The 22176-nt window shown below is 60.6% G+C and carries 23 protein-coding genes and 1 pseudogene; 14 read left to right on the top strand and 10 right to left on the bottom strand.

Going from position 1 to position 22176, the window contains the following annotated elements; genetic code table 11:
- The first annotated feature begins 2 nt into the window (after positions 1-2).
- Positions 3-2087 carry a diguanylate cyclase domain-containing protein gene (locus ACOAP0_RS18880; protein WP_498377683.1) on the top strand — a complete coding sequence of 695 codons (2085 nt, stop codon included), beginning with the start codon at positions 3-5 and terminating at the stop codon, positions 2085-2087.
- A gap of 52 nt (positions 2088-2139) precedes the next feature.
- On the top strand, positions 2140-3048 hold the full coding sequence (yihG, locus tag ACOAP0_RS18875; RefSeq protein WP_498377682.1) for a 1-acylglycerol-3-phosphate O-acyltransferase, YihG family: 909 nt from the start codon (positions 2140-2142) through the stop codon (positions 3046-3048).
- Positions 3049-3065: 17 nt separating this feature from the next.
- Here yihG and ACOAP0_RS18870 read toward each other — a convergent pair whose 3' ends face one another.
- From ACOAP0_RS18870 to ACOAP0_RS18855, 4 genes are all read right to left on the bottom strand, one after another.
- Positions 3066-3569, bottom strand: a complete 504-nt coding sequence (locus tag ACOAP0_RS18870) for a DUF4405 domain-containing protein (RefSeq protein WP_498377681.1) — start codon at positions 3567-3569, stop codon at positions 3066-3068.
- A gap of 84 nt (positions 3570-3653) precedes the next feature.
- A complete protein-coding gene (gene ybgC, locus ACOAP0_RS18865) occupies positions 3654-4055 on the bottom strand; it encodes a tol-pal system-associated acyl-CoA thioesterase (RefSeq protein WP_498377680.1) in 402 nt (133 codons plus the stop codon).
- Positions 4052-4516: an SRPBCC family protein gene (locus tag ACOAP0_RS18860; protein WP_498377679.1), complete on the bottom strand. Its 465-nt coding sequence runs from the start codon at positions 4514-4516 to the stop codon at positions 4052-4054. Before ACOAP0_RS18860 ends, ybgC begins: the two co-directional genes overlap by 4 nt.
- 107 nt (positions 4517-4623) lie before the next feature.
- Complete coding sequence (locus ACOAP0_RS18855) at positions 4624-4809, bottom strand: hypothetical protein (protein ID WP_498377678.1); 186 nt, start codon at positions 4807-4809, stop codon at positions 4624-4626.
- 125 nt (positions 4810-4934) lie between these two features.
- Between ACOAP0_RS18855 and ACOAP0_RS18850 the strand changes: the two genes are divergently transcribed.
- Together ACOAP0_RS18850 and ACOAP0_RS18845 are read left to right on the top strand one after the other, a co-directional pair.
- On the top strand, positions 4935-6065 hold the full coding sequence (locus ACOAP0_RS18850; RefSeq protein WP_498377677.1) for a tetratricopeptide repeat protein: 1131 nt from the start codon (positions 4935-4937) through the stop codon (positions 6063-6065).
- Positions 6062-7186: a HupE/UreJ family protein gene (locus ACOAP0_RS18845; RefSeq protein WP_498377676.1), complete on the top strand. Its 1125-nt coding sequence runs from the start codon at positions 6062-6064 to the stop codon at positions 7184-7186. Before ACOAP0_RS18850 ends, ACOAP0_RS18845 begins: the two co-directional genes overlap by 4 nt.
- Position 7187: 1 nt before the next feature.
- Here the strand turns inward: ACOAP0_RS18845 and ACOAP0_RS18840 are convergent, their stop codons facing one another.
- Both ACOAP0_RS18840 and ACOAP0_RS18835 read right to left on the bottom strand, forming a co-directional pair.
- A complete protein-coding gene (locus tag ACOAP0_RS18840; RefSeq protein WP_498377675.1) occupies positions 7188-7937 on the bottom strand; it encodes a sulfite exporter TauE/SafE family protein in 750 nt (249 codons plus the stop codon).
- Between the two features lie 114 nt (positions 7938-8051).
- Entirely contained in the window at positions 8052-9050 is a 999-nt protein-coding gene (locus tag ACOAP0_RS18835; RefSeq protein ID WP_498377674.1) for a Bug family tripartite tricarboxylate transporter substrate binding protein, read from the bottom strand.
- Positions 9051-9163: 113 nt separating this feature from the next.
- Here ACOAP0_RS18835 and ACOAP0_RS18830 point away from each other — a divergent pair, with 113 nt between their 5' ends.
- The 3 genes and pseudogenes from ACOAP0_RS18830 (at position 9164) to ACOAP0_RS18820 (ending at position 12188) form a co-directional block, all read left to right on the top strand.
- Complete coding sequence (locus tag ACOAP0_RS18830) at positions 9164-9844, top strand: response regulator (protein WP_498377673.1); 681 nt, start codon at positions 9164-9166, stop codon at positions 9842-9844.
- Positions 9810-11099: pseudogene (locus ACOAP0_RS18825) on the top strand (sensor histidine kinase); the annotation flags it as partial. The gene ACOAP0_RS18830 and the pseudogene ACOAP0_RS18825, both read left to right, overlap by 35 nt.
- 96 nt (positions 11100-11195) lie before the next feature.
- Positions 11196-12188, top strand: a complete 993-nt coding sequence (locus ACOAP0_RS18820; RefSeq protein ID WP_498377671.1) for a tripartite tricarboxylate transporter substrate binding protein — start codon at positions 11196-11198, stop codon at positions 12186-12188.
- Positions 12189-12200: 12 nt separating this feature from the next.
- On the opposite strand, the gene ACOAP0_RS18815 is transcribed toward ACOAP0_RS18820, so the two are convergent.
- Complete coding sequence (locus ACOAP0_RS18815) at positions 12201-13364, bottom strand: acyl-CoA dehydrogenase family protein (protein ID WP_498377670.1); 1164 nt, start codon at positions 13362-13364, stop codon at positions 12201-12203.
- A gap of 128 nt (positions 13365-13492) precedes the next feature.
- Between ACOAP0_RS18815 and ACOAP0_RS18810 the strand changes: the two genes are divergently transcribed.
- The 7 genes from ACOAP0_RS18810 to ACOAP0_RS18780 all read left to right on the top strand — a co-directional run bounded on the left by ACOAP0_RS18810 (position 13493) and on the right by ACOAP0_RS18780 (position 20368).
- The gene (locus ACOAP0_RS18810) at positions 13493-14698 is read left to right on the top strand and encodes an acetyl-CoA C-acetyltransferase (protein ID WP_498377669.1); all 1206 of its coding nucleotides are present in this window, start codon (positions 13493-13495) and stop codon (positions 14696-14698) included.
- Positions 14699-14771: 73 nt separating this feature from the next.
- Positions 14772-16931 (top strand): 3-hydroxyacyl-CoA dehydrogenase NAD-binding domain-containing protein, encoded by a 2160-nt coding sequence (locus tag ACOAP0_RS18805; protein WP_498377668.1) that lies wholly within the window; start codon positions 14772-14774, stop codon positions 16929-16931.
- Between the two features lie 3 nt (positions 16932-16934).
- Positions 16935-17822 (top strand): esterase/lipase family protein, encoded by an 888-nt coding sequence (locus ACOAP0_RS18800; RefSeq protein WP_498377667.1) that lies wholly within the window; start codon positions 16935-16937, stop codon positions 17820-17822.
- A 19-nt stretch (positions 17823-17841) separates the two neighbouring features.
- Positions 17842-18678: a metal-dependent hydrolase gene (locus tag ACOAP0_RS18795; protein ID WP_498377666.1), complete on the top strand. Its 837-nt coding sequence runs from the start codon at positions 17842-17844 to the stop codon at positions 18676-18678.
- Positions 18679-18721: 43 nt separating this feature from the next.
- Positions 18722-19327 (top strand): chromate transporter, encoded by a 606-nt coding sequence (locus ACOAP0_RS18790; protein WP_481874038.1) that lies wholly within the window; start codon positions 18722-18724, stop codon positions 19325-19327.
- Positions 19324-19929: a chromate transporter gene (locus tag ACOAP0_RS18785; protein WP_498377665.1), complete on the top strand. Its 606-nt coding sequence runs from the start codon at positions 19324-19326 to the stop codon at positions 19927-19929. The genes ACOAP0_RS18790 and ACOAP0_RS18785 overlap by 4 nt, the downstream gene beginning before the upstream one ends.
- Before the next feature lie 100 nt (positions 19930-20029).
- The gene (locus tag ACOAP0_RS18780; RefSeq protein ID WP_498377664.1) at positions 20030-20368 is read left to right on the top strand and encodes a BON domain-containing protein; all 339 of its coding nucleotides are present in this window, start codon (positions 20030-20032) and stop codon (positions 20366-20368) included.
- Here the strand turns inward: ACOAP0_RS18780 and ACOAP0_RS18775 are convergent.
- Genes ACOAP0_RS18775 through rlmB form a run of 3 tightly spaced genes read right to left on the bottom strand, consistent with a single transcriptional unit; the run spans position 20358 to position 22043 of the window.
- Positions 20358-20873: a hypothetical protein gene (locus ACOAP0_RS18775; protein ID WP_498377663.1), complete on the bottom strand. Its 516-nt coding sequence runs from the start codon at positions 20871-20873 to the stop codon at positions 20358-20360. The two genes, ACOAP0_RS18780 and ACOAP0_RS18775, sit on opposite strands and share 11 nt — an antisense overlap.
- Positions 20874-20882: 9 nt before the next feature.
- Complete coding sequence (locus tag ACOAP0_RS18770) at positions 20883-21242, bottom strand: hypothetical protein (protein WP_157673001.1); 360 nt, start codon at positions 21240-21242, stop codon at positions 20883-20885.
- Between the two features lie 21 nt (positions 21243-21263).
- Complete coding sequence (rlmB, locus tag ACOAP0_RS18765; protein WP_498377662.1) at positions 21264-22043, bottom strand: 23S rRNA (guanosine(2251)-2'-O)-methyltransferase RlmB; 780 nt, start codon at positions 22041-22043, stop codon at positions 21264-21266.
- Positions 22044-22176 lie beyond the last annotated feature (133 nt).

Here is a 22176-nt window from a genome sequence, read left to right as displayed (position 1 = left end):
CCATGGTGAGCCCCGAGCGCGACACCTCGACACTGTTCGAGCACCTACCCATCGGGGCTTACCGGGTGGCCGTGGACGGGCAGATACTCCAGGTCAACGCGGCTTTTTTGCGGTTGCACCATTGTCAGGACTTTGCACAGCTCCACCGGTTCTTGAAAGAGCGCGGATTCAACACCTACGTGCAGCCCCAGCGGCGCAAGGACTTCGAGTCCGAGATGCGCCAGCACGGGAAAGTGACGGACTTTGTGTCCGAAGTCTTCCGGCTCAGTGATGGCAAGCCGATCTGGGTGCGGGAGCATGCCCATGCGTTGACCGACAAGGTAGGCAAGGTGCTGGGCTTTGAAGGGACGATCGAAGACATCACGCGCGAACGCAAAGCCCGCTCAGCCTTGCGCAAGAGCGAAGCCATGCTGCGCAATGTGATGCAGACCATCCCGGACCAGATTTGGGTGAAAGACCTCGACGGCGTCTACCTGACTTGTAATGACGCATTCGCGGCAGCGCTGGGCATCCAGGTCGAAGACATCATTGGCACACGGGATGCGCATTGGGTTGAAGAATCGATCGCTGCGCGATTCCTGCTGTCTGACCAGTGGGCTTTGCAAACCGGGCGCACAGTCACTTTCGAAGAAAACAACGCCTCCCAAATCAACCCGGACGAGCAATTGTTTGAAGTGCACAAAACGCCCATGCGGGATGCCCAGGGCAAAGTCATCGGCGTGCTGGGAGTCTCACGCAATATCCAGGCGCGCAAAGATGCCGAAGCCCTGCTGCGCGACACCACCGAACAGTTGGAGCTCGCCATCATGGGCGCCGAACTGGGCCGTTGGGACCATGACCTGAGCATGGAACCGGGCTACCGCATGGATGCCAGAGCCTTCAGCATGTTGGGCCGGGCGTCAGACGATGCCACGCTACCGCGCGCTTGGAGCCAATTCGTCCACCCCGACGATCTTGCCCATGTGGCTCAAGCCGTGCACGGACACCTGAGTGGCCACAGCAGCGCTTACCAGGCCGAATACCGAGCCCTGCATGCCAACGGCAGTTGGATCTGGCTCAGTAGCAGAGGCAAGGTCGTCCAGACCAGCAAAGAGGGAACACCCTTGCGCATGGTGGGCACCTTGATGGATATCACCGCCCGCAAACAGGCGGAGGAGTCTCTGCTGGCCACGCGCGCCGAGTTACAAGCGACGCTGGATGCCCTGCCTGATCTGTTGTTTGAGTTCAGTGCCCAAGGACATTACCGGGCAGTGCACAGCCAATTCAAAGGTGCCCTGCGCATGGCTCCGGACAAGCTTATTGGCCGGACCATTCACGATGTGCTTCCGCGTGATGCGGCAGACGCCTGCATGGTGGCCCTCCGGCAAGCGGCCGAAGATGGCCGCTCCAACGGCGTGCAGTACTGCCTAGACGTAGGCAGCAACCAAAAATGGTTTGAGCTGTCTGTAGTACGCAAACCCCGAGTGGGTGACGAGGAACTGCGCTTTATTGCCATTGCGCGTGACATCACAGAACGCAAGGAAGCCGAAGAAGCCATCCGCCACTTGGCCTTCCACGACGCGCTGACGGGCTTGCCCAACCGCAGGCTGCTCACTGACCGACTGCAAACCGCCATCGCCCAGAACCAACGAAGCCGCGAGCACGGAGCGCTCATGTTCCTGGACCTGGACCGCTTCAAGCAGCTCAACGACAGCCGTGGTCACGAAGTCGGCGACCAGCTGTTACAAGAGGTGGCCAGACGCCTTCAGCATTGCATTCGCCAGGTAGACACCGTCGCCCGACTGGGCGGAGACGAATTCGTGGTCCTGCTTCACAACCTCGGTGTGGACACAGAGGCAGCTCGCTTGCACGCCTCCATGATCGGCTACAAGATTCTCGCGAGCCTGAATGAGCCCTATGTTCTGGGCAATGCACAGCACTCCACGACCCCCAGCATCGGCATTACCTTGTTTGCCGAGAGCCCGACTGGGCCGTCCGAGGTCCTGAAAAAAGCGGACACTGCCATGTATGCTGCCAAGCAACGGGGGCGCAACAATGTCTGCTTTTTTGAAGACATTCCACCGATTGCGCCCGCCAAATCTGCGTAAGAAGCTCCTTTTTTCATAGCAATCGTCATAGGCGCAACCCTTAGAGGTCTGTATGCTGAACTTCCTCCCCCATCTCCTGATCGGCGTCATTGCCAGTGCATTGCTGGTACTCAACATCTTCTTCTGGGTGCCCATCCTGCTGGTGATGGCAGCGATCAAGCTGGTGTTGCCGTTCAAATGGGTACGTCTGCGTTTGGACCCGGTGATTCTTTCGATCGCAGAGGGCTGGATCAGTTGCAATAGCGGCTGGATGGCGCTGACGCAACGCACAGAGTGGAATGCAAAAGGTCTTGAGGGACTCCAGCCCGACAGCTGGTACATGGTGAGCAGCAATCACCAAAGCTGGGTAGACATTTTTGTTTTGCAACACCTGCTGAACCGGCGTATTCCCTTGCTGAAATTCTTTCTCAAACAGCAGCTCATCTGGGTGCCGGTCATGGGCTTGGCCTGGTGGGCTCTGGAGTTTCCCTTCATGCGCAGGCACAGCGAGGCCTATCTGAAGAAGCATCCGGAGATGCGGGGCAAAGACCAGGAAACCACGCGCAAAGCCTGCGAAAAATTTGCACTCGTTCCGACCAGTGTCATGAACTTTTTGGAGGGAACCCGTTTTACTTCGGCCAAACACGCCAAACAGCAATCGCCCTACTCTCACTTGCTCAAGCCCAAAGCAGGTGGCCTGGCCCTGGCGCTGCAAGCCATGGGCGACAAGTTTCACAGCATTCTGGATGTGACGATCTACTACCCGGACGGAGTGCCCACCTTCTGGGATTTTTTGTGCGGCCGATTACGACGAGTGGTGGTGCGCGCCCGCTCCATCGAAGTTCCGGGTGAGCTCATGCAGGGAGACTACGGCCAGGACGCCGCTTTCCGCGCGGCCTTTTCCACCTGGGTCAGCGCACTGTGGCAAGAAAAAGAAAACGCCCTCGCACAACTGCAAAGTGAGTTCCCACCCAGGCCCTGAGGTGGACGATGGGCCGCTTATCTGGCGGGAGCTTCGGCAATAGCAGCCAGGGCCCTCATCTGGGCGCCCAGATCCGGGCCTACCAAATCTTTGACTGACTGAGCAGGGTTTTGCGCCGCAATGCCTTTGGCGGCAAGTCGGGCTGTGACCTCGGACACGTCCAGCTTTGCCAACTGCGCCACGGCACTCAATGGGGCTGCGGCCATCATCTGCACCGGAGCCACAAAAGGTGGCTTGGAGTCACCTCCGCCCAACCGGAGAAAACTCAAACCCAGCACAGCTACAAATCCAAAGATGACGGCCTTACCGGCCACTGTCTTGAAGTAACGTTTGAACGCCATGTTGTTGAGCAGGATGTGCAACACCACAACGATCACAAAAATCCAACTCAACCACTCGTGCGCGAGCTTGTTCAAACCGGAATCGAGGTGAAAAAACATCAAAATGCCCGTGACAGACAGCAGCGTGAAGCTGCCGATCACTGCAGGTGTGATCCATGGGCGTTGGGTACCGATCTTCATTATTGAAATTCCTCCTTGTTACAGGAGGATTCTCAAAGCCACGGGTAAAAACGCAGTGGCTGCTTCGTAAACCCGCCGTAAACCTCAGGCGCCGGAAATCGCCTGTAGCACCGGTTTAGGAATGCGGCTGGGCTTCAATGTCGCTGCCTGCACGCAGCCGATACGGATGCGGCCCTCTGCGAGCAAGGTTTCGCCGCGCCAGGCCTGTTGGGCAATCACCATGGTGGCAGCGCCCTGCTCTTCGATGCGAACCGTAATGTGCAGCAGGTCATCCAAACGCGCAGAACTCAGATACCGGGTGTGCACGTCGGCTACCACGAACATGGCGCCCGTTTCATCGCGCAAGCGCTGCTGCTCTACACCGGCAGCCCGCAACCACTCGGTGCGGGCGCGTTCAAAAAACTTGAGGTAGTTGGCATAGAAGACGATGCCACCCGCATCGGTGTCTTCCCAATACACACGTATCGCAAACCGGAAATCCGTCATAGAGTCGCGGCCAGTTCTTCGAGTTGCCGGGTTGCGGCGGCCCAACCCTCATGGAAGCCCATGGCCTCGTGCTGTTGCATATCGGCTTCGGACCAATGCAGGGCGCGGGCCAGGTAGTGCGTGCCTCCACCCGGAGCATCTGCCAGCGTGATCTCACCCACCATGAAGGCCTTGCCGCTGGGCACCCATGCGCTGACAAAAGCATCGGTAAACACCAATTTGCAGCCGGGCTCTACCTGCAAAAATACACCCGCGTTCGGCATTTGCTCGCCGTTGGGTCCCACCATATGGGTGAAGAAACGCCCCCCTGCATGGAGCTCCATATCGGCATGGCTTACCCCCCAAGGCTTGGGGCAAAACCATTGGCACAGCAGCGCAGGCTCGGTCCAGCACCGCCACACGGCTGCACGCGGCACATTCAAAACACGTTCCAGAGTCAAAGGAAATAAAGGTGACGACATGGTTGCCAAGCCCTCCAAGATGTACAGGAAGTGTAGCCACCCTGTTAAGGACGGAGCCTCAAAGAAAACGGGCCCAAGGGCCCGTTAAAAAGTGGCTTCGGACTGCCTTACTTTTTTTCCATCATCTTTTTGCATTCCATCTTCATTTTGTCGTCCGCTTTGCTTTCGTCCATCTTTTTGCACTCTTCCATCTTCTTGTCGTCCTTCATGGCTCCCCCATGGGAGGCCGCGAAAGCGCCGAACGAGGCGGTTGCAAGGGTAGACGCGATCACGATGCTGAAAAACTTATTCATGGTTAGACTCCAATGACAGGGTTAACGCCCACCGGGATAGGTGGCAAGGTCAATGTACGTCAATTATGAAACCAGCCTCGCCGCCATCTTCAATTCGCACTAGGGTATACACCAGTATTGTGTGCTTGGCGGGTCTGTTAGCCGCTCCAGTCTCATTCGCCACCCCCTATCTCCCCTCGTCAGACCGTCAGGTGCTGGAAAAGCTGCCTGGCCGTGCGGGTGACACCAGCACCAAGGAGTTGGCTGCACTGCGTGCAAGCGCGCAGCAGGCGCCTTCAGATGCATCAGCACAAGCCGCATTGGCGCAGCGCTATATCGATCTGGCGGCCGCACGGGGTGATCCGCGCTACATCGGCTACGCAGACGCCCTGCTGCAACGCTTCTCAAAACCCTTTACTGCTGAGCTCTTCACGATCCGGGGGGTGTTGCACCAATACCGGCATGATTTTCAGGGTGGCCTGCAGGACTTCGCACAAGCACTCAAACTGGACCCGGAGTACGCAGCGGCCCATGCCTGGCGGGGTGCCATTTACCTGGTGCAAGCCGATTACCCGGCCGCAAACAAAGAGTGCATGGCCCTGAAGAGGCTGGAGCGCGAAGCGCTGCACGGCGCCTGCCTCGGTTTGGCCCAAGCCTATGCCGGCGATCTTCAAAATGGCTACCAAACACTGCTGAACGCGTTGAACATCGCCCGGTCGGACGCGAGCCGGCTATGGCTGCTCACCCGCCTGGGCGAACTGGCTGCGTGGCAAGGACGGGCTGATGTAGCCCGACAGCACTACACACAAGCCATGGCTTTGGGTAAGGATGATGTGTACCTGCTCGCCGCTTGGTCCGACTTTCTGTTGGACAACGGCCAGGCGCAGGAGGTTGCAAAGCTTCTGTCGGCATGGGAATCAGCAGACAGCCTGCTGGTACGTCTTGCCATTGCGGAAGGTCTTATTGGCAGCCCTTCCGCACAACGGCACCGCGACATGCTGCGGGACCGCTTTGCCGCCGCGCGTGCGCGGGGTGACACGACCCACCTCGCGGAAGAAGCTCGTTTTGAACTGCAGGTGCGCAAGGACCCGGCGACGGCCGTGCGCCTCGCGCAAGAAAACTATGCCTACCAGCGTGAGCCTAGGGATGCACGGGTGCTCCTAGAGACGGCCATTGCTGCCAAACAGGCGCAGGCCGCAAAACCCGTGCTTGATTGGCTGCAGTCCAGCAAGTTTGAAGATCCCCGCATGCGGCAACTCGCCAAGGAGCTGCAATGAACTGGCGTATTGTTTGCCTGTGGCTGCTGAGCCTGTGCTGGCTTCCTGCGCAGGCCCACAAGGCCAGTGACAGCTATCTGGTTCTGGAGATCCAGGGAGAACATGTCAGCGGCCAATGGGACATTGCGCTGCGGGACATTGACTTCGCCATCGGGCTGGATGCCAATGGTGACGGCCAGATCACCTGGGGAGAGGTACGGAGCAAACATGCAGAAATAGACGCCTGGGGCACCAATGCCTTGACGCTCGCGCGCGGCGGGACCTGCCAGATCGCCGTCACGGAACACCTGATCGACGAACACACCGATGGGGCCTATGCCGTGATGCGCCTGCAGGGGAAATGCCCTTCAGGCAACGCCGCATTCAGTGTGAACTACCGTCTGCTTTTCGGTATCGATGCGCTTCACCGCGGTCTCCTGCGCCTGAACCTGGACGGACAAACGGTGTCCGCCATCTTCTCCCCGGATTCACCCGAGCAGAAGTTCGCATCGAACGAGCTATCGGGCCTGCGCCAGTTCGGCGCGTTTCTGGTTCAGGGCGTGTGGCACATCTGGATCGGGTTTGACCACATTCTTTTCCTGTTGGCCTTGCTCCTGCCCGTGGTGTTGGTACGCCTGCGCGGCCGGTGGATTCCGGTCTCCAGCTTCAAGGCGGCGAGCCGGGAAGTGCTGTGGGTAGTCACTGCATTCACGGCTGCACATTCCATCACGCTCACCTTGGCGGCATTGCAGGTGGTTGAACTCCCCTCGCGTTGGGTGGAGTCGGTCATTGCGCTGTCGGTCGTGTTAGCGGCCGCCAACAACCTCTACCCGGTCATAGGCGAAAAACGCTGGGTCGTCGCCTTTCTATTCGGCCTGATCCACGGCTTCGGATTTGCAGGCGTCCTCACAGAACTGGGGCTTCCCAGCAAAGCGCTGGTGATCAGTCTGGTGGGCTTCAATGTGGGGGTGGAGTTGGGGCAGCTCGCGATCGTCGCAGTCTTCCTGCCCATTGCCTTTGGCTTGAGAAAAACACGCTTTTATCAACAAGGCGTGTTTGCCGGAGGCTCCGCACTCACCATGGCTCTGGCCCTTGTCTGGCTGATTGAACGCGCGTTCGATCTGAAGTGGATCACCGCCTGAATCAACCGGTCATTCGAAGCGCATCCCAGATCAACTTGATCGACACGGCAAACAAACTCACCTGCACGATGCGGTAGAACCATTGGTCTGCCAAGCGACGTGTCAGGTAGGCTCCTGCGACCGCCCCCACCAGCGCAAACGGCACCAGCCAAGCGGCGTAATGTAAGGATGCCGTTGAGTAGGGCCGCAAGTTCTGGTACGGAATGATCTTGGCGGCATTGATCACTGCAAACACAATGGTGGACGTGCCGGCAAACGCCGCCTTGGGCAGTTTTTGCGGCAACATGTAGACCTGATAGGGCGGCGCCCCCGCGTGTGAAATAAAGCTGGTAAATCCCGCCAGAGTCCCCCAGAACCAGCCTTTGGCCAGATGCGGTGGCTGCGCAACGCTTGCGTTCTGGTCCCGCAACCAGAGGTTGAGACAGAACCCCACGCCTACCAAGCCAATCATCAGCATGATCGCGCGGTCCGACACCATGGACGCCGTCGCCCAACCGACTCCTACCCCCACGATGCCGGCGGGAATCAAAATCCTCAAATTCGGCCGGCTGTATTCGCGGCGGTACAGCCATACACCAGCCACATCAGAGATCACAAAAATGGGGAGTAACAGCACTGCCGCTTGGACTGGCGACATCGCCATGGACAGGATAGGCACCGCCAACATGCCGACCGCCGGCAAGCCCCCTTTGGACGACCCGACCAGAAAAGCAGCCAGACCCGCCAGCAGAAACAGTGCATCAAACGTCATGCGGAGATCATAGTGGCGCGGCCAGCGGACTACGCGCCCCCTCAAAAACAAATAAAAAGAGCTGCCAGCGCCCGTGGGATATGCGCGAACAGCTACTTAATTCATAGCGCCTACTCAGCTCAACCCGTCCGGCTTGATCTGGGCCCGCTCGATCACGGCTTTCCACCGGACCTTCTCCGCCTTGATGAAAGTATCAAACTCTTTGCCGGTGTTGCCCACTGCCAGCGCAGTCTCTTGCGACAGCTTGTCTTTCACGGCAGATCCTCGTGCAGCCTTGATGGCCTCCAACTCCAGCTTGTCGATCGATGGCTTGGACCACTTTTTGGGAGCCAGCAAGCCGTACCACTGCGTCATCTCAAAGCCCTTGTAGCCCTGCTTGGCCACGGTGGGCACATCAGGCAACTGCGGCAAGCGCTCGGCAGTGCCGGTGGCGATGCAGCGCAGCTTGCCCGCCTTGATGAAGGCCAGCAACGCAGGCGCACCGACAGAGGCCGCTTGCAAACGCCCTGCCATCAAGTCTGTGAGCATGGGGCCCGTACCACGGTAAGGCACATGCAGCATGAAGGTGCCACTCACCATCTTGAGGTACTCAAACGCCAGATGCCCTGCACTGCCGTTGCCCGCTGATCCGTAGTTCAACTGTCCGGGGCGAGCCTTGGCATAGGCTACAAATTCCTTGAGGTTCTGCACCGGCAAATCCGGATGCACCACGTACAAGCTGGGCACCTTGGAGATCAGGGTGATGGGCGCGAAATCGCGGTCAGCGTCATAAGGCAGCTTGGGGAAGATGAACGGATTCACCGCCAAAGTGCCGATGTGCCCCAGGATGAACGAGTGTTCATCGCTGTTGTTGGCCACCTCTTGCATGGCGATGTTGCCGGCTGCGCCGGGCTTGTTCTCAACAAATACGTTCTGGCCAATGGTTTTAGCCATCTCACCCGCGATGGCTCGCGCCACAATTTCCGAGCTGCCACCGGGTGCAAACGGCACTACCAGGCGCAAAGGTTTGTTGGGCCAGGTGCCCTGAGCAAATGCAGGCGGCAGCCAGACGCTGCTGGCCGCGGCTGCTCCGGTGGTCAGCCATTGGCGGCGATTCATGGAAATTTCGTTCATCGGGTCTCCTCGTTATGGTGTCTTGGTATTCAAAATCCGTTGCGGATGATGCAAGGCCCAACCTAACAAGTTCCTATCAATCGGGCTGGGTGAACGGACCCATAATCCGCGCCATGCATATTCTGTTGGCCGAAGACGAACACAGTTTGGGCGAGTGGCTCAGCAAGGCCTTGGAACAATCGGGCCACAAGGTGGACTGGCGCAACGACGGGCGCTTGGTGGAGCTTGCCTTGGGCGACACGGATTACGACGCACTGGTGCTGGACCTGGGCCTCCCGGGCAAGAGCGGCACAGACATCCTGCGCAGCATTCGCAGCCGGGACAACCGCCTGCCGGTGCTGGTGCTCACCGCAAGAGACTCGCTGACCGAACGGGTGAATACCCTGAATCAGGGCGCTGACGATTTCCTGCCCAAACCCTTCGCCCTGGCGGAGCTCGAGGCCCGTCTGACGGCTTTGGTGCGCCGTGCCCGCGGCAGCGAGCACCCCCGGTTTGCAGCCGGCCCGCTCAACTTCGATACCGTCACCCGCCAATTTACCTTGCACGGAGCGATGCTGGCGCTCTCCCCGCGCGAGCACGCGCTGCTCAAGGCGCTCATCATGCGCAGTGGCGAACCGCTCTCACGGCAGCAAGTGATGGATCGGATCTTCAGTGACGAATCCGACGTACAACCCAGTGCCATCGACATGCTGCTGCATCGCCTGCGCAAACGGTTGGAGCATAGCGGCGTCCACATTCACACCTACCGGGGACTGGGCTATGTTCTGGAATCGGATACGCCAAGCCAGTCTTAAGGTCCGCCTGCTCGTGCTCCTGTTGCCGGTGATGGCACTGGTCACGGCGGGGAGCCTGTGGGTAACCCGCAGCGAGTCTGTGGCAGCCGCCAATGCCGCCTATGACCGCTCGTTGTTGGGTGCCCTCAAGGCGCTGGACTTGAACATTTCCACCACGTCCGGCGGGCTGGCGGTGGAACTGCCCTACCGCCTGTTTGAGTTTTTCCAGCTCACAGCCACGGGCAGCGTGTACTTCCGGGTCGCCACTGCCGATGGGCTGGTGGAAATCGGCAACCCCGATCTTCCTGCCCCACCACGGCCACTTCTGGCCGGACAACCCCAGTTTTATGACGCCCGCTATTTCGATGAAACCGTCCGTGTGGGCGCCTTCATGCGGCCACTCTCGCAGGCGGTAGAGAACTCGGGGAGTGCATTTGTCGTCATCCAGGTAGCGGAAAGCACATCGTCACGGGAGCAATTCACCCGCAGCTTTCTGCGCCGCAGTCTGTTGCGTGACGCCGTGTTTCTAGCGGCCATGGTGCTCGCGGTCATCGTCGGTTTGACGCTGGCACTGCGTCCGCTCTCGCGTCTGGCGCGCCAAACTACGGACCGCAGTGCGGACGATTTGCGCCCCCTGCCAGTGCAGGACCTGCCCGGCGACATCCGCCCGCTGGTTGACGCCATCAACCAGCAACTGCACCGCACTGAACAGCTGATGGCGGAACAACGCGGTTTTCTGGACGATGCCTCGCACCAGCTGCGCACACCACTGACCGTGCTCCGTGCCCAGCTCGACTACATCCTGCGCGAGAAAGACTCGGCCTCCAAAGCGCTGGCCCTGAATGCGCTCTCGGAGGCGCTGGAGCTCGCCATTCGCGCGACCAACCAACTGCTGGCGCTGGCCCGTAGCGACACCGGCCTCACCCAACGCGAAGTCTTCGACCTGTCTGCCCTGGTGCGCGAGGTGGCTATGGAGCTGATGCCATTGGCACGCGAACGGGGCGTGGATTTCGGTGTCGATGTACCGGAACAGGGCTTGGAGGCCAAGGGGGACCGCAACCTCCTGCGCCACGCCCTGCTCAACCTGGCGCACAACGGCCTGGAACACGGCCGCGCCAGGGGCACCGTCACCCTGATGGCCAACAGCACGGAAACAGGCTATGAGATCCAGGTTATTGACGACGGCAACGGTCTGGAGGCGGACGTGTTGGCGCGCGCGGGCGAACGCTTTGTCAAAGGACGGCACAGCAAGGGTTCCGGTTTGGGCATGGCCATTGCGCGGTCTGTGATTGAGGCCCACGGCGGGAAGTTACAGATACCCCCCCCCGGTGGAGCCCGGCCCCGGTCTGCGCGTCGTGCTAGGGTGGCCACGATGAAACTGCTTTTCAAATCAATGTGCAGCGTGCTGATGATGGTGTGCGCCGCGGCACTTGCAGGCCCCGAAGGCGGGCGCTGCATTGCGCCTGCCAAAGCGGGCGGTGGATTCGACCTCACCTGCCAACTCACAAGAGACATGTTGGCCCAGCCCCCAAAAAACCGCCCGCCTTTGGCGGTGGTGTACCAGCCAGGCGGCATAGGCGCGCTGGCATTCAAAAACACGGTAACTCAACAACCGCCAGACGGGAAAACGGTCGTTGCCTTCTCATCAGGCTCTTTGCTGAACTTGGCACAAAATCGCTTCGGCCCCTACAACACCCGCAGCGTGCGTTGGTTGGCGGCCGTGGGCATGGACTATGGCGTGGTGGCGGTGCCGCGCGAGTCGCCTTACAAAAACCTGCCGCAGCTGCTGGAAGCCTTGCGTGACAAACCCGGCAGCATCGTCTTCGGCGCAGGCGGCTCCATCGGCAGCCAGGACTGGATGAAAGCCGCCCTACTCGCCCGTGCGGCGGGCGTAGGACACAAAGAAATGCGCTTTGTCGCTTTTGAAGGCGGCGGCGAAGCTCTGTCCGCATTGGGCGACAACCATGTTCAGGTGCTCGCAGGCGATGCTGCAGAGGTCGGCCGCCAGTTGGAACAAGGCGTTGCGGTACGGGTGCTGGCCGTGCTCTCAGAGAAGCGGCTGGCGGGCCGATGGGCCCATGTGCCCACTGCCAGGGAACAAGGCTTTGACATCGTGTGGCCCATTCTGCGGGGCCTGTACATGGCACCCGGCGTGTCAGACCGCGACTTCAAGGAATGGACCGACGCCTTGGCCAAGGCCGCCGGTCAACCGGCCACGGCGCGAGCGCTCACCAAAGCCGGAATGAACCCCGTATGGATTACCGGCCGGGCGCTGGACCAACTGGTGGACCAGCAGGTGGAAAGCTACCGCAAACTGGCTGCGGACTTCGGTCTGGCGCCACGCACCGGCTCTGTCCAGCCTTAGGCGCCCACCCGCCTACTTGCCGCCCAGCCCCATGGACCGGGTGATTACTTCTTTCATGATCTCATTGGTGCCACCGTAGATGCGCTGCACCCGGGCATCGGCGTAGGCGCGGGTGATGGGGTATTCCCACATGTAGCCGTAGCCGCCGAAGAGCTGCACACATTCGTCCATCACCTTGCACTGCAGGTCGGTCGTCCAGTACTTGGCCATGCTGGCAGTGGCTGTGTCGAGCTGGTCTTTACCGATCAGCTCACAGCACTTGTCCACAAACACGCGAGCCACTTGCACTTGCGTTTGCAGCTCGGCCAGCACATAGCGCGTGTTCTGGAAGCTGGCGACCGGCTGGCCGAACACCTTGCGCTCTTTCACATAATCCACCGTCCAGTCGATGGCCGCCTGCGAGGCCGACACCGCCCCGATAGCAATCTGCAAACGCTCCCAGGGCAACTGCTCCATCAGGCAAATGAAGCCTTTGTTTTCATAGGCCGCACCGCCCAGCAGGTTCTCGGCGGGTACGCGCACATTGTCAAAAAACAGCTCGGAAGTGTCCTGGGCTTTCATGCCCATTTTCTTGAGGCGTTGGCCCACACTGAAGCCGGGCATGCCGCGCTCCACCAGCAGCAGGCTGGTACCTTTGCCGCCGGCCGCCGGATTGGTTTTAGCCACCACCACCACGAGGTCGGCATGCCAGCCATTGGTAATAAAGGTCTTGCTGCCGTTGAGCAGGTAGCTGCCGTCGGGCTGCTGGATGGCGGTGGACTTGATGCCCTGCAGGTCCGAGCCGGCTGCCGGCTCGCTCATGGCAATCGCGCCCACCATCTCGCCACTGGCCAACTTGGGCAGGTACCTGGCCTTTTGCTCGGGCGTACCGTAGTGCAGGATGTAAGGCGCCACGATTTCGCTGTGCAGCCCGAAGCCGATACCAGTGAAGCCACCGCGGGCCAACTCCTCCATCTGGATCACCGAGTACAGCTTGTCCGCCTCGGAGCCGCCGTATTCCTCCGGCATGGTCATGCACAAAAAGCCGTTCTCGCCGGCCTTGTTCCACACCTCGCGGGCGACATAGCCCTGCTCTTCCCAGTCTGCATGGAAGGGGGCGATTTCCTTTTCCATGAAGCGGCGGAAGCTGTCGCGAAAAGATTCGTGGTCCGGGGTGAACAGGGTGCGTTCGATCATGGTGTCTCCTAAGGGAAAGTCATTAGTTATTTTTACAAAGCGTTTGCTTGGTAAAAACAATATACTGCAAAACAGCTTGCAGGCGCCAGCGTGCGCACCCGCATTCCCAAGACAACACCGGAGACCCCATGACTGAAGCCTATGTGTTTGACGCCATCCGCACGCCCCGTGGCAAGGGCAAGAAAGACGGCAGCCTGTACGAAGTCAAACCCGTCACCCTGCTCGCAGGACTGCTGACCGACCTGCAACAGCGCCACCAGTTCGACACCGCGCAGGTGGACGATGTGGTGATGGGCGTGGTGTCCCCCGTGGGTGACCAGGGCGCTGTGCTTCCCAAAGTGGCTGCGCTGAAAGCCGGCTGGGACTTCCAGTGCGCGGGTGTGCAGATCAACCGCTTCTGTGCCTCCGGCCTGGAGGCGGTGAACATGGCCGCGCAAAAAGTGCGCTCCGGCTGGGAAGACCTGGTGGTGGCCGGCGGCGTGGAAAGCATGAGCCGCGTACCTATTGGCTCCGACGGCGGTGCCTGGGCCATGGACCCCGAAACCAACAGCCAGACCTGCTTCGTACCCCAAGGCATAGGCGCTGACCTGATTGCCACACTGGAAGGCTTTACCCGCGCTGATGTGGATGCCTATGCACTCGAATCGCAACGCCGCGCCACCAAGGCACAGGCTGCCGGCTATTTCGACCGCTCAGTCATGCCGGTCAAAGACAGCCTGGGCCAGACCATTCTGACCCGCGATGAGTTCATCAAACCCGGCACCACGCTCGAAGGTCTCGCGGGTCTCAAGCCTGCGTTTGGCGACATGGGCGGCATGGGCTTTGACGCCGTGGCCCTCACGCGCTACCCGCAGGTGGAGCGCATTCACCATGTGCACCACGCCGGCAACTCTTCGGGCATTGTGGATGGTGCTGCCGCGGTACTGATCGGCAATGAAGCCGCTGCCAAGGCGCATAGCTTGACCCCGCGCGCCCGCATTGTGGCCACGGCCTTGAGCGGCGCGGACCCGACCATCATGCTCACCGGCCCCATGCCCGCCACGCGCAAGGCTCTGGCCAAAGCCGGTCTCACGGTGGACGACATCGACCTGTTTGAGGTGAACGAAGCCTTTGCCGCGGTAGTGATGCGCTTCATGAAAGAGATGAAGGTGCCGCACGACAAGGTCAACGTGAATGGCGGCGCCATCGCCATGGGCCACCCGCTGGGGGCTACGGGCGCCATGATTCTGGGCACGCTGATTGACGAGCTGCACCGGCGCAAATTGCGCTACGGGCTGGCCACCCTGTGTGTGGGTGGCGGCATGGGCATTGCCACCATCGTCGAGAGACTTTGAAGCCTTTTCAGCCTCTAGCGCACGTTGATATTGCGCGAGCAGCTCCTAATTCCATAGCATTCTGACCCACATCATGAAAACCATCCGCTACTCCCTGGACCACGGTATTGCGACCATCACCTTTGATGAGCCGGATTCCCCCGTCAACACCATGTGCCTGCAATGGCAGCAGGACATGGATGCCGTGGCCGCACAGGTGCTGCAGGACAAAGACAGCATCACCGGCATCCTGCTGGCGTCTGCCAAAAGCACTTTCTTCGCCGGCGCGGACCTCAAAGCGGCCATGCGCCTGACCCCGGCGGACGCACCGCGCATCTTTGAAGAAATCGAGCGGGTGAAGCGCAACTTCCGCACCATTGAGACCCTGGGCAAACCGGTGGTCAGCCTGCTCAATGGCACGGCCTTGGGTGGCGGCTGGGAGGTTGCGCTGGTGGGCCACTACCGCATCGCAGTGGACGACCGCAAAACCCAGTTCGGCCTGCCCGAAGTCACCCTGGGCCTACTGCCGGGTGCCAGTGGCGTGACCAAGATGACGCGCCACCTGGGGCTGATGGGCGCCCAGCCTTATCTGGTGGAAGGCAAAACCTTCAACCCCTCCGAGGCCAAAGGCCTGGGGCTGGTGCACGAGCTGGTAGCGCCCGGCCCCGACGCCGCAGCCGAGATGCGCGCCAAGGCGTTGGCATGGGTTGCCGCCCACCCGACAACCCAACACCCGTGGGAAGCCAAAGGCTACAAAGTGCCCGGCGGCTTGCCCAGCAGCCCGGCGGTGGCAGGCATGTTGCCGATTGCGCCCGCTGTCATCAAGAAAAACACCCGGGGCTTGTACCCCGCACCCGAAGCCATCATGGCCTGCATGGTCGAAGGCTTGCAGGTGGACCTCGACACCGCGCTGCGCATTGAAAGCCGGTACCTGGCCAAGCTCATGTCCGGCCCTCAGGCCAAGGCCATGATCAACACCTTCTTCTTCAACCTGAACGCCATCAAGAGCGGCCAGAGCCGCCCGGATGGCGTGCCGCGCTTCAAACCCACCAAGGTGGGCCTGCTGGGCGCCGGCATGATGGGTGCGGGCATTGCCTACAGCCAGGCCAGCAAAGGCATCACCACCGTGCTCAAAGACGTGAGCCAGGAAAAAGCGGACCTCGGCAAGAGCTACAGCGCCAAGATCACCCAAGGCCGTGTCGACAAAGGCCGCATGAAGCCCGAGGCCCAGCAACAGATCCTCGACCTGATCCACCCCACCGGCAACGTGGCAGACCTGCAAGGCTGCGACTTGATCATCGAGGCCGTATTTGAGAACCGCGAACTCAAAGCCAAGGTCACCCAAGAGGCCGAGCCGCTTTTGGCACCGGGTGGATTTTTTGCATCCAATACGTCTACCCTGCCGATTACCGGTCTGGCCAAAGCGAGTACCAAACGCGAGAAATTCATCGGCATCCACTTCTTCAGCCCCGTCGACAAGATGAAGCTGGTCGAAATCATCAAAGGCAAAGCCACGGACGATGAGACCGTGGCCCGCGCTTTTGACTATGTGCAGGCACTGGGCAAGTTCCCCATTGTGGTGAACGACTCGCGTGGCTTCTTCACCAGCCGGGTGTTCGGTACCTTTGTGATGGAAGGTGCGGCCATGCTGGGGGAAGGCATTCCCGCTGCGGCGATCGAGAACGCGGGCATCCAGGCCGGCATGCCGGTGGGCCCCTTGGCCGTGCTGGACGAAACCGCCCTCACCTTGAGCCTGCACGTGATGGACCAAACCAAAAAAGACTTTGAGGCCGAGGGCAAGAGCTATATCGCCACGCCCGGTGAACTCGTGGTCGAGAAAATGGTGAAGCAGCACAACCGCCCCGGCCGCGCTGGTGGTGCGGGCTTTTACGAATACCCCTCTGAGAAAGGTGCCAAGAAGTTCCTCTGGCCCGAACTTAAAGGCCTGTTCGAAAAGCCCGATGTCGCTTGGAACATCACCGACCTCAAAGATCGCCTGCTTTACCGCCAAGCGGTGGAGACAGCGCGCTGCCTGGCCGAGGGCGTGCTCACCAGCGTGCACGATGCCAACATCGGCTCGATCTTCGGCATCGGCTTCCCGGCGTGGACCGGTGGCGCCATGCAGTTCATCTACGGCATGGGCATCGACACGTTTGAGGCGCGGGCTGCCGCTTTGGCCACACAATTCGGAGGCGGTTTTGCCTTGAGCGATGATGTGAAATCCGCCATACGGCGCTTTCAACCCATCTACTGATCCATGCTCGCCAGACTCCTGCAACGCTTTTTGTTGGCCCTTGCCCTTGCGGGCGCCGGTTTGGCCGTGCTATGGCATGGCGCCACAGGAGACGTGATGCTGGGCGCGCTCTTGATGCCATGGCTGGCGGTGGTGCTCAGCACCTCTTACACCATGCTCAAGAGTCGTGCCCCTGGGGAGCCCTCAAGCATGTTCTACCGTGCCTGGTGGGGCGAAACCGTGGCCAACTTCCGCACCTTTGTACTGCGCCAGCCGTGGGCAGAGCCCCAACCCGCTGTGCTGCCTGCTACGGATGGGGTGAAACGCGTGCCGGTGCTGCTGGTGCATGGTTATGTGTGCAACCACCGCCTGTGGGACGACGTCACTTTGCGCCTGCGTGCTGAGGGACATGATGTGCTGGCGATCAACCTGGAGCCTTTGTTCACCTCCATTGACCAGTACGCGGAACACATCGAAGTTTCGGTACAAGCTCTGATGAAACACAGCGGGCAATCTCAAGTGGCATTGGTCGGTCACAGCATGGGAGGTCTGGCCATCCGGGCATGGATGCGGCAATGTGGCAGCGCGCACGTGGCCCGCATTCTGACCCTGGGCACACCCCATGCCGGCACCAAAGCCGCCAAACAGAACCGCACACCCAATGGCCGCCAGATGCTGTGGGACAGCGCCTGGCTCCAAGGCCTGGCGGAATCCGAGACCCCCGAGCGGCGCGCGCTGATGCGCATCGCACTCACCCCGCAAGACAACATCGTTTTTCCCCAACGGGCTCAGACCTTGCCGGGCGTGAACCCGGTGGTGTTTGAAGGCTTGGGGCATGTGCAAATGTGCAGTGCGCCTGTGGTGATCGATTGGGTCGCCAACGAGCTGAATAGCCCGCCCCTTGCCGCCTGACACTGATCCGGAACACTCCATGAGCCAACTCACCGTACGCAAACTCTTGATCGACCTGCAGACTCCATTCGCGGTGCGCTGGTGTTCCGGCGACGCTTTCAAGTCCGCGTTTTTCAATGCACTGTCCATGAGCTTCCCGCTGGGAGAGCAGTACTTCATGGACTCGGTGCGTGCAGGCCTCAAAACCTTGCCGCCTGACGCGCAGCAACCGTTTGCCGCCGAGGTACAAGGCTTCGTGGGGCAGGAAGCCACCCACCGTCGCATCCACAGCCTGTTTAACGAGCAGCTGGCACGGCAAGGCTTTGACAACGTCATGGAGCGCCGGATTGCCCGCCGGCTGAAGGCCCATGCCCATCTCGATGTGCGCATGCATGTGGGCGCCACCGCAGCCACCGAACACCTGACCGCCCTGTTTGCCGACTGGATGCTCGCCCACCCCGAGGCCATGGCGGGCACCGAAGACCGCTTGCGCACCTTGTGGCTCTGGCACAGCGCCGAAGAGAGCGAGCACCGCAGCACCGCCTTCGACGTGTACCACGCCATCGGGGGCAACCATGCGTGGCGCGTGCGCCTGTTCCGCTACATCACCTGGACCTTCTTCACCGACGTAGCACGGCAGACGGTGCGCAACCTGTGGCGCGACAAGGCCTTGCTCCGCTGGAGCACCTGGCGCAGCGCCTGGCCTTTTTTGTTCGGCCGCGAGGGCATCATCCGAAGCAACTGGCCGCTGTGGCGCGACTACTTGCGTGAAGACTTTCACCCCAGCCAACACCCGGCAGAGCGCTCTGCGCAGTGGCTGCGCGACAATAAGCACCAGTTCACACCGGTAGGCCCGTTGAACGCCCCGGCAAGCTGATCCCGCGGGGCGGCAGCACCGGGCCGGAATCACCTCGCAGACCATGCCCGACACTCCAGACATCCGCCCGGCCCCTCAGTCCAAAACAGAGCTTTTTTACGCCTTTTCCATCCTTGCACTGCAGGGCTTCGGGGGCGTGCTGGCGGTCGTGCAACGCGAACTGGTGGACAAGCGAAAATGGCTCACGGCCGAAGAGTTTGTCGAAGACTGGGCCGTCGCCCAGATCCTGCCGGGCCCCAATGTGGTGAACCTGTCGCTCATGCTGGGCGACCGCTACTTCGGCTGGCGGGGCGCACTCACCGGCGTGGCCGGCATGCTGTGTTTTCCGACCATCGTGGTGTTGTTACTGGCGGCCCTGTTCGCCGGCGTAGCCGACGTGCCTGAGGTACAAGGTGCCCTGCGCGGCATGGGCGCTGTGGCTGCCGGCCTGATTGCGGCGGCCGGTTTGCGGCTGGTGGGAGCGCTACGCAGCAACGCGATGGGCATTCTGACTTGCTGGGCCCTGGTGGTAGCCACCTTTGTAGCCGTCGCCCTGGTGCGCCTGCCTCTGGCTTGGCTGCTGCTGGCGATAGGCCTGCCCGCCTGCCTCTGGGCCTATCACTGTCTGGGCCGGATATCCGCTGCCAGCACCGGAAAGGAGCGCGCATGAACGCCCTGCCCGCGGTTCAGTGGCTGGACCTGTTTCTGCATTTCGCGGCCCTTTCGCTGTTGGCGATTGGCGGTGCCATCACCACCGCGCCGGACATGCAGCGTTACCTGGTAGTCGAACGTGGATGGATTGACAACGAACAGTTCACCTCCAGCATCGCCTTGTCGCAAGCCGCACCGGGGCCCAACATCCTGTTTGTGGCCCTGCTGGGCTGGAACATCGGGCTGAGTGCTGCCGGCGTGCCACCCGGCACCGCAGCCACCACATGGCAAGCCTATGCCTTGGCGCTGGGCGGTGTGGCGGTCACCATGACCGGCATCATGCTGCCCAGCACCACCCTCACTTTCATGGCAGCGCGCTGGGGCCACCGCAATCGCGAGCTGCGCGCGGTACGGGCATTCAAGCAAGGCATGGCCCCCATCGTGATTGCGCTGTTGGCCGCCACCGGCTGGATACTGGCCGCCAACCACAAAGGCGACGAACACCACCTAGGTTTGTGGGCCGTCAGCCTGGTGACCTGCGCATTGGTCTGGAAGACGCGACTTCATATGCTGTGGATGCTGGGAGGCGGTGCCATCGCAGGGTGGATGGGGTGGATTTAGGCGTACGCCCGGCCGTCTCGTAACGCACGGACGAGCCGCACTTGGAAGGCCATAGTGCGTGTGCGGTCACGCCTTTGTGACCACGCACTGAAGGCCACCCATGCAAAAGTCTGCACGCCCCCTGCTCTTTGTCGGCCTGCTGGCGCTAGCCACCGCGCAAGCCGGCTGCGGCAAAACCAACGATATCGATAACGCAGTACCTAACGCAAACAGCGACGCAGTTAACGTCTCAGATATGGATGTGACGGAGCATGTGAAAACGGCACTGCACCAGAACGCCACGCTTCAGGCTTTTGACATTACCGTCCTCACCATCAAGGGAGATGTGCGGCTGATGGGCACTTTGGACACCCAGGCCCAAATCACCGAGGCGCTTCAGGTGGCCCGGGCAGCCCAGGGCGTGCACAGCATTCACGACGAGCTGACGCTCAAACCCTGAATACCGTTTTGGCGCTGAAGGCGCCTATTGCAAAGCTAGCTATGCCCAACCACTTGATGGATGCGCACACGCCGGCGGCCAGATAGGTGATAGATGGCAGTGTGACACTGCCTTGGAGAACCTCCGCCCCGGTCAGCCACCAGTGCAACAGGTTTTCTCCCGCGTCAAACGCGGCAGCCAGAGGTAGCAACAAAGCCCAAAATGCCAATGGAACATGGTGGGACAGCGATGCGAAAAGCCGGGTGCTACCGGCAGCCAGATACCCGGCTGCCCCGTAGCTCAGGAGCAAGAGGCCATCCACCATCAAATGCTGGCGGAAACGCTCCACTCCCTCAGGGCCCCAAGTCTGAAGCACCGCCGCAAACGCTTGCGGGGAATACGTGAATTGCAGAGCCACCACGCTGGGATGCAAGGGAGCCAAAAACACACCCAAGCCTGCAAATAGCACTGCGCAAGCCACCACAGCCCACTTCAAAAGCAAGGTGCTGGAGTGCTGCGCAGCCATGCGATGGGCTTAGCGCGGGTTTTCGAAGAAGAGATAATTCGAGCCGTAATCGCTGATTTCGAAATACACCTTCTTTTCGCCACTATCTGCCACGAAGTTGAAGTTCTCGTCGAGCACACCATAGCCGAAGCGGTAGGGACGGGGCTTGCCGTCATCCGTGCCCATAGCAGTGGAGAGTTTGTCGATCTTGATGAAGCGGCGCACCAGCTTGTCGCCGGCATAAAACTCCAGCACGCCATTGGTTCCGGTCCAATTCTGGATTTCACGACCGAGCTTGTTTTGCTGCTCCTGGGTACAACCCATCAATAGAAAAACAGATGCAGCGCCCGTCGCTATTGCGCGGGCAGCTATTGACTTTATAGCAATCATGAACTCTCCGGAAGGGTTGATTTACTTGCTGGCGGCTGTGCGCTGACGCAGGGCTTCGTACAAACACAGGCCACTGGCCACCGATACATTCAGGCTTTCCACAGCACCCTGCATGGGAATGCTCACCAGCTGGTCGCAGGTTTTGGCAGTGAGCTGGCGCATGCCGTCACCCTCGGCGCCCAACACCAACGCCACCGGTCCCTTCAGGTCGGCCTGGTACAGATGGCTGGTGGCCTGGTCGCTGGTGCCGATGATCCAGATATTGCGCTCCTTAAGCTCGTTGAGCGTGCGGGCCAGATTGGTCACCATGAAGTACGGCACGGTTTCGGCCGCTCCACTGGCCACTTTGGCCACCGTGGCGTTGATGCCGGCCGCGTGGTCTTTGGGGGCAATCACGCAATGCGCACCGGCGCCATCAGCTACCCGCAAGCAGGCGCCGAGGTTGTGCGGGTCAGTCACGCCGTCCAGCACCAAAATCAGCGGGTTGGTGCGCTCAGCCACGGGCAATTCGGCATTGGCGGCTTCGAGGTTTTCGAGCAATTCATCCAAGGAATGGACCTGCTTGATCTCTTGCACCCGGGCGGCCACTCCCTGGTGGCCGTGGCTACCGGCAAGTTTGGCCAGGCGCATGCCGTCGGCTTCGATCAGGCGTACACCGCTTTCTGCCACTTTCTCGAGAAACTGGCGCATGCGCGCGTCACGGCGGGTGGGCTCGTAGTAAATCTCGATGATGGATTTGGGGGCGGTCTTCAGGCGCACGCCCACGGCATGAAAGCCGAATAAAACTTTGGGGGAGGACATGGGAGGATTATCGACGCTGGCGCCTGCACCGCCGTCAGGGGCTACAGAGCCAATATCGGTCTTTTGTTGGTACGATCATCATATTTGATTCACTTTTATCATTTAAAATGTTTTAATGTGATATTCGCTTCAT

Source organism: Curvibacter sp. Hmag1.1 (genome assembly GCF_059769165.1).
This window is presented reverse-complemented; position numbering and strand designations above follow the sequence as displayed.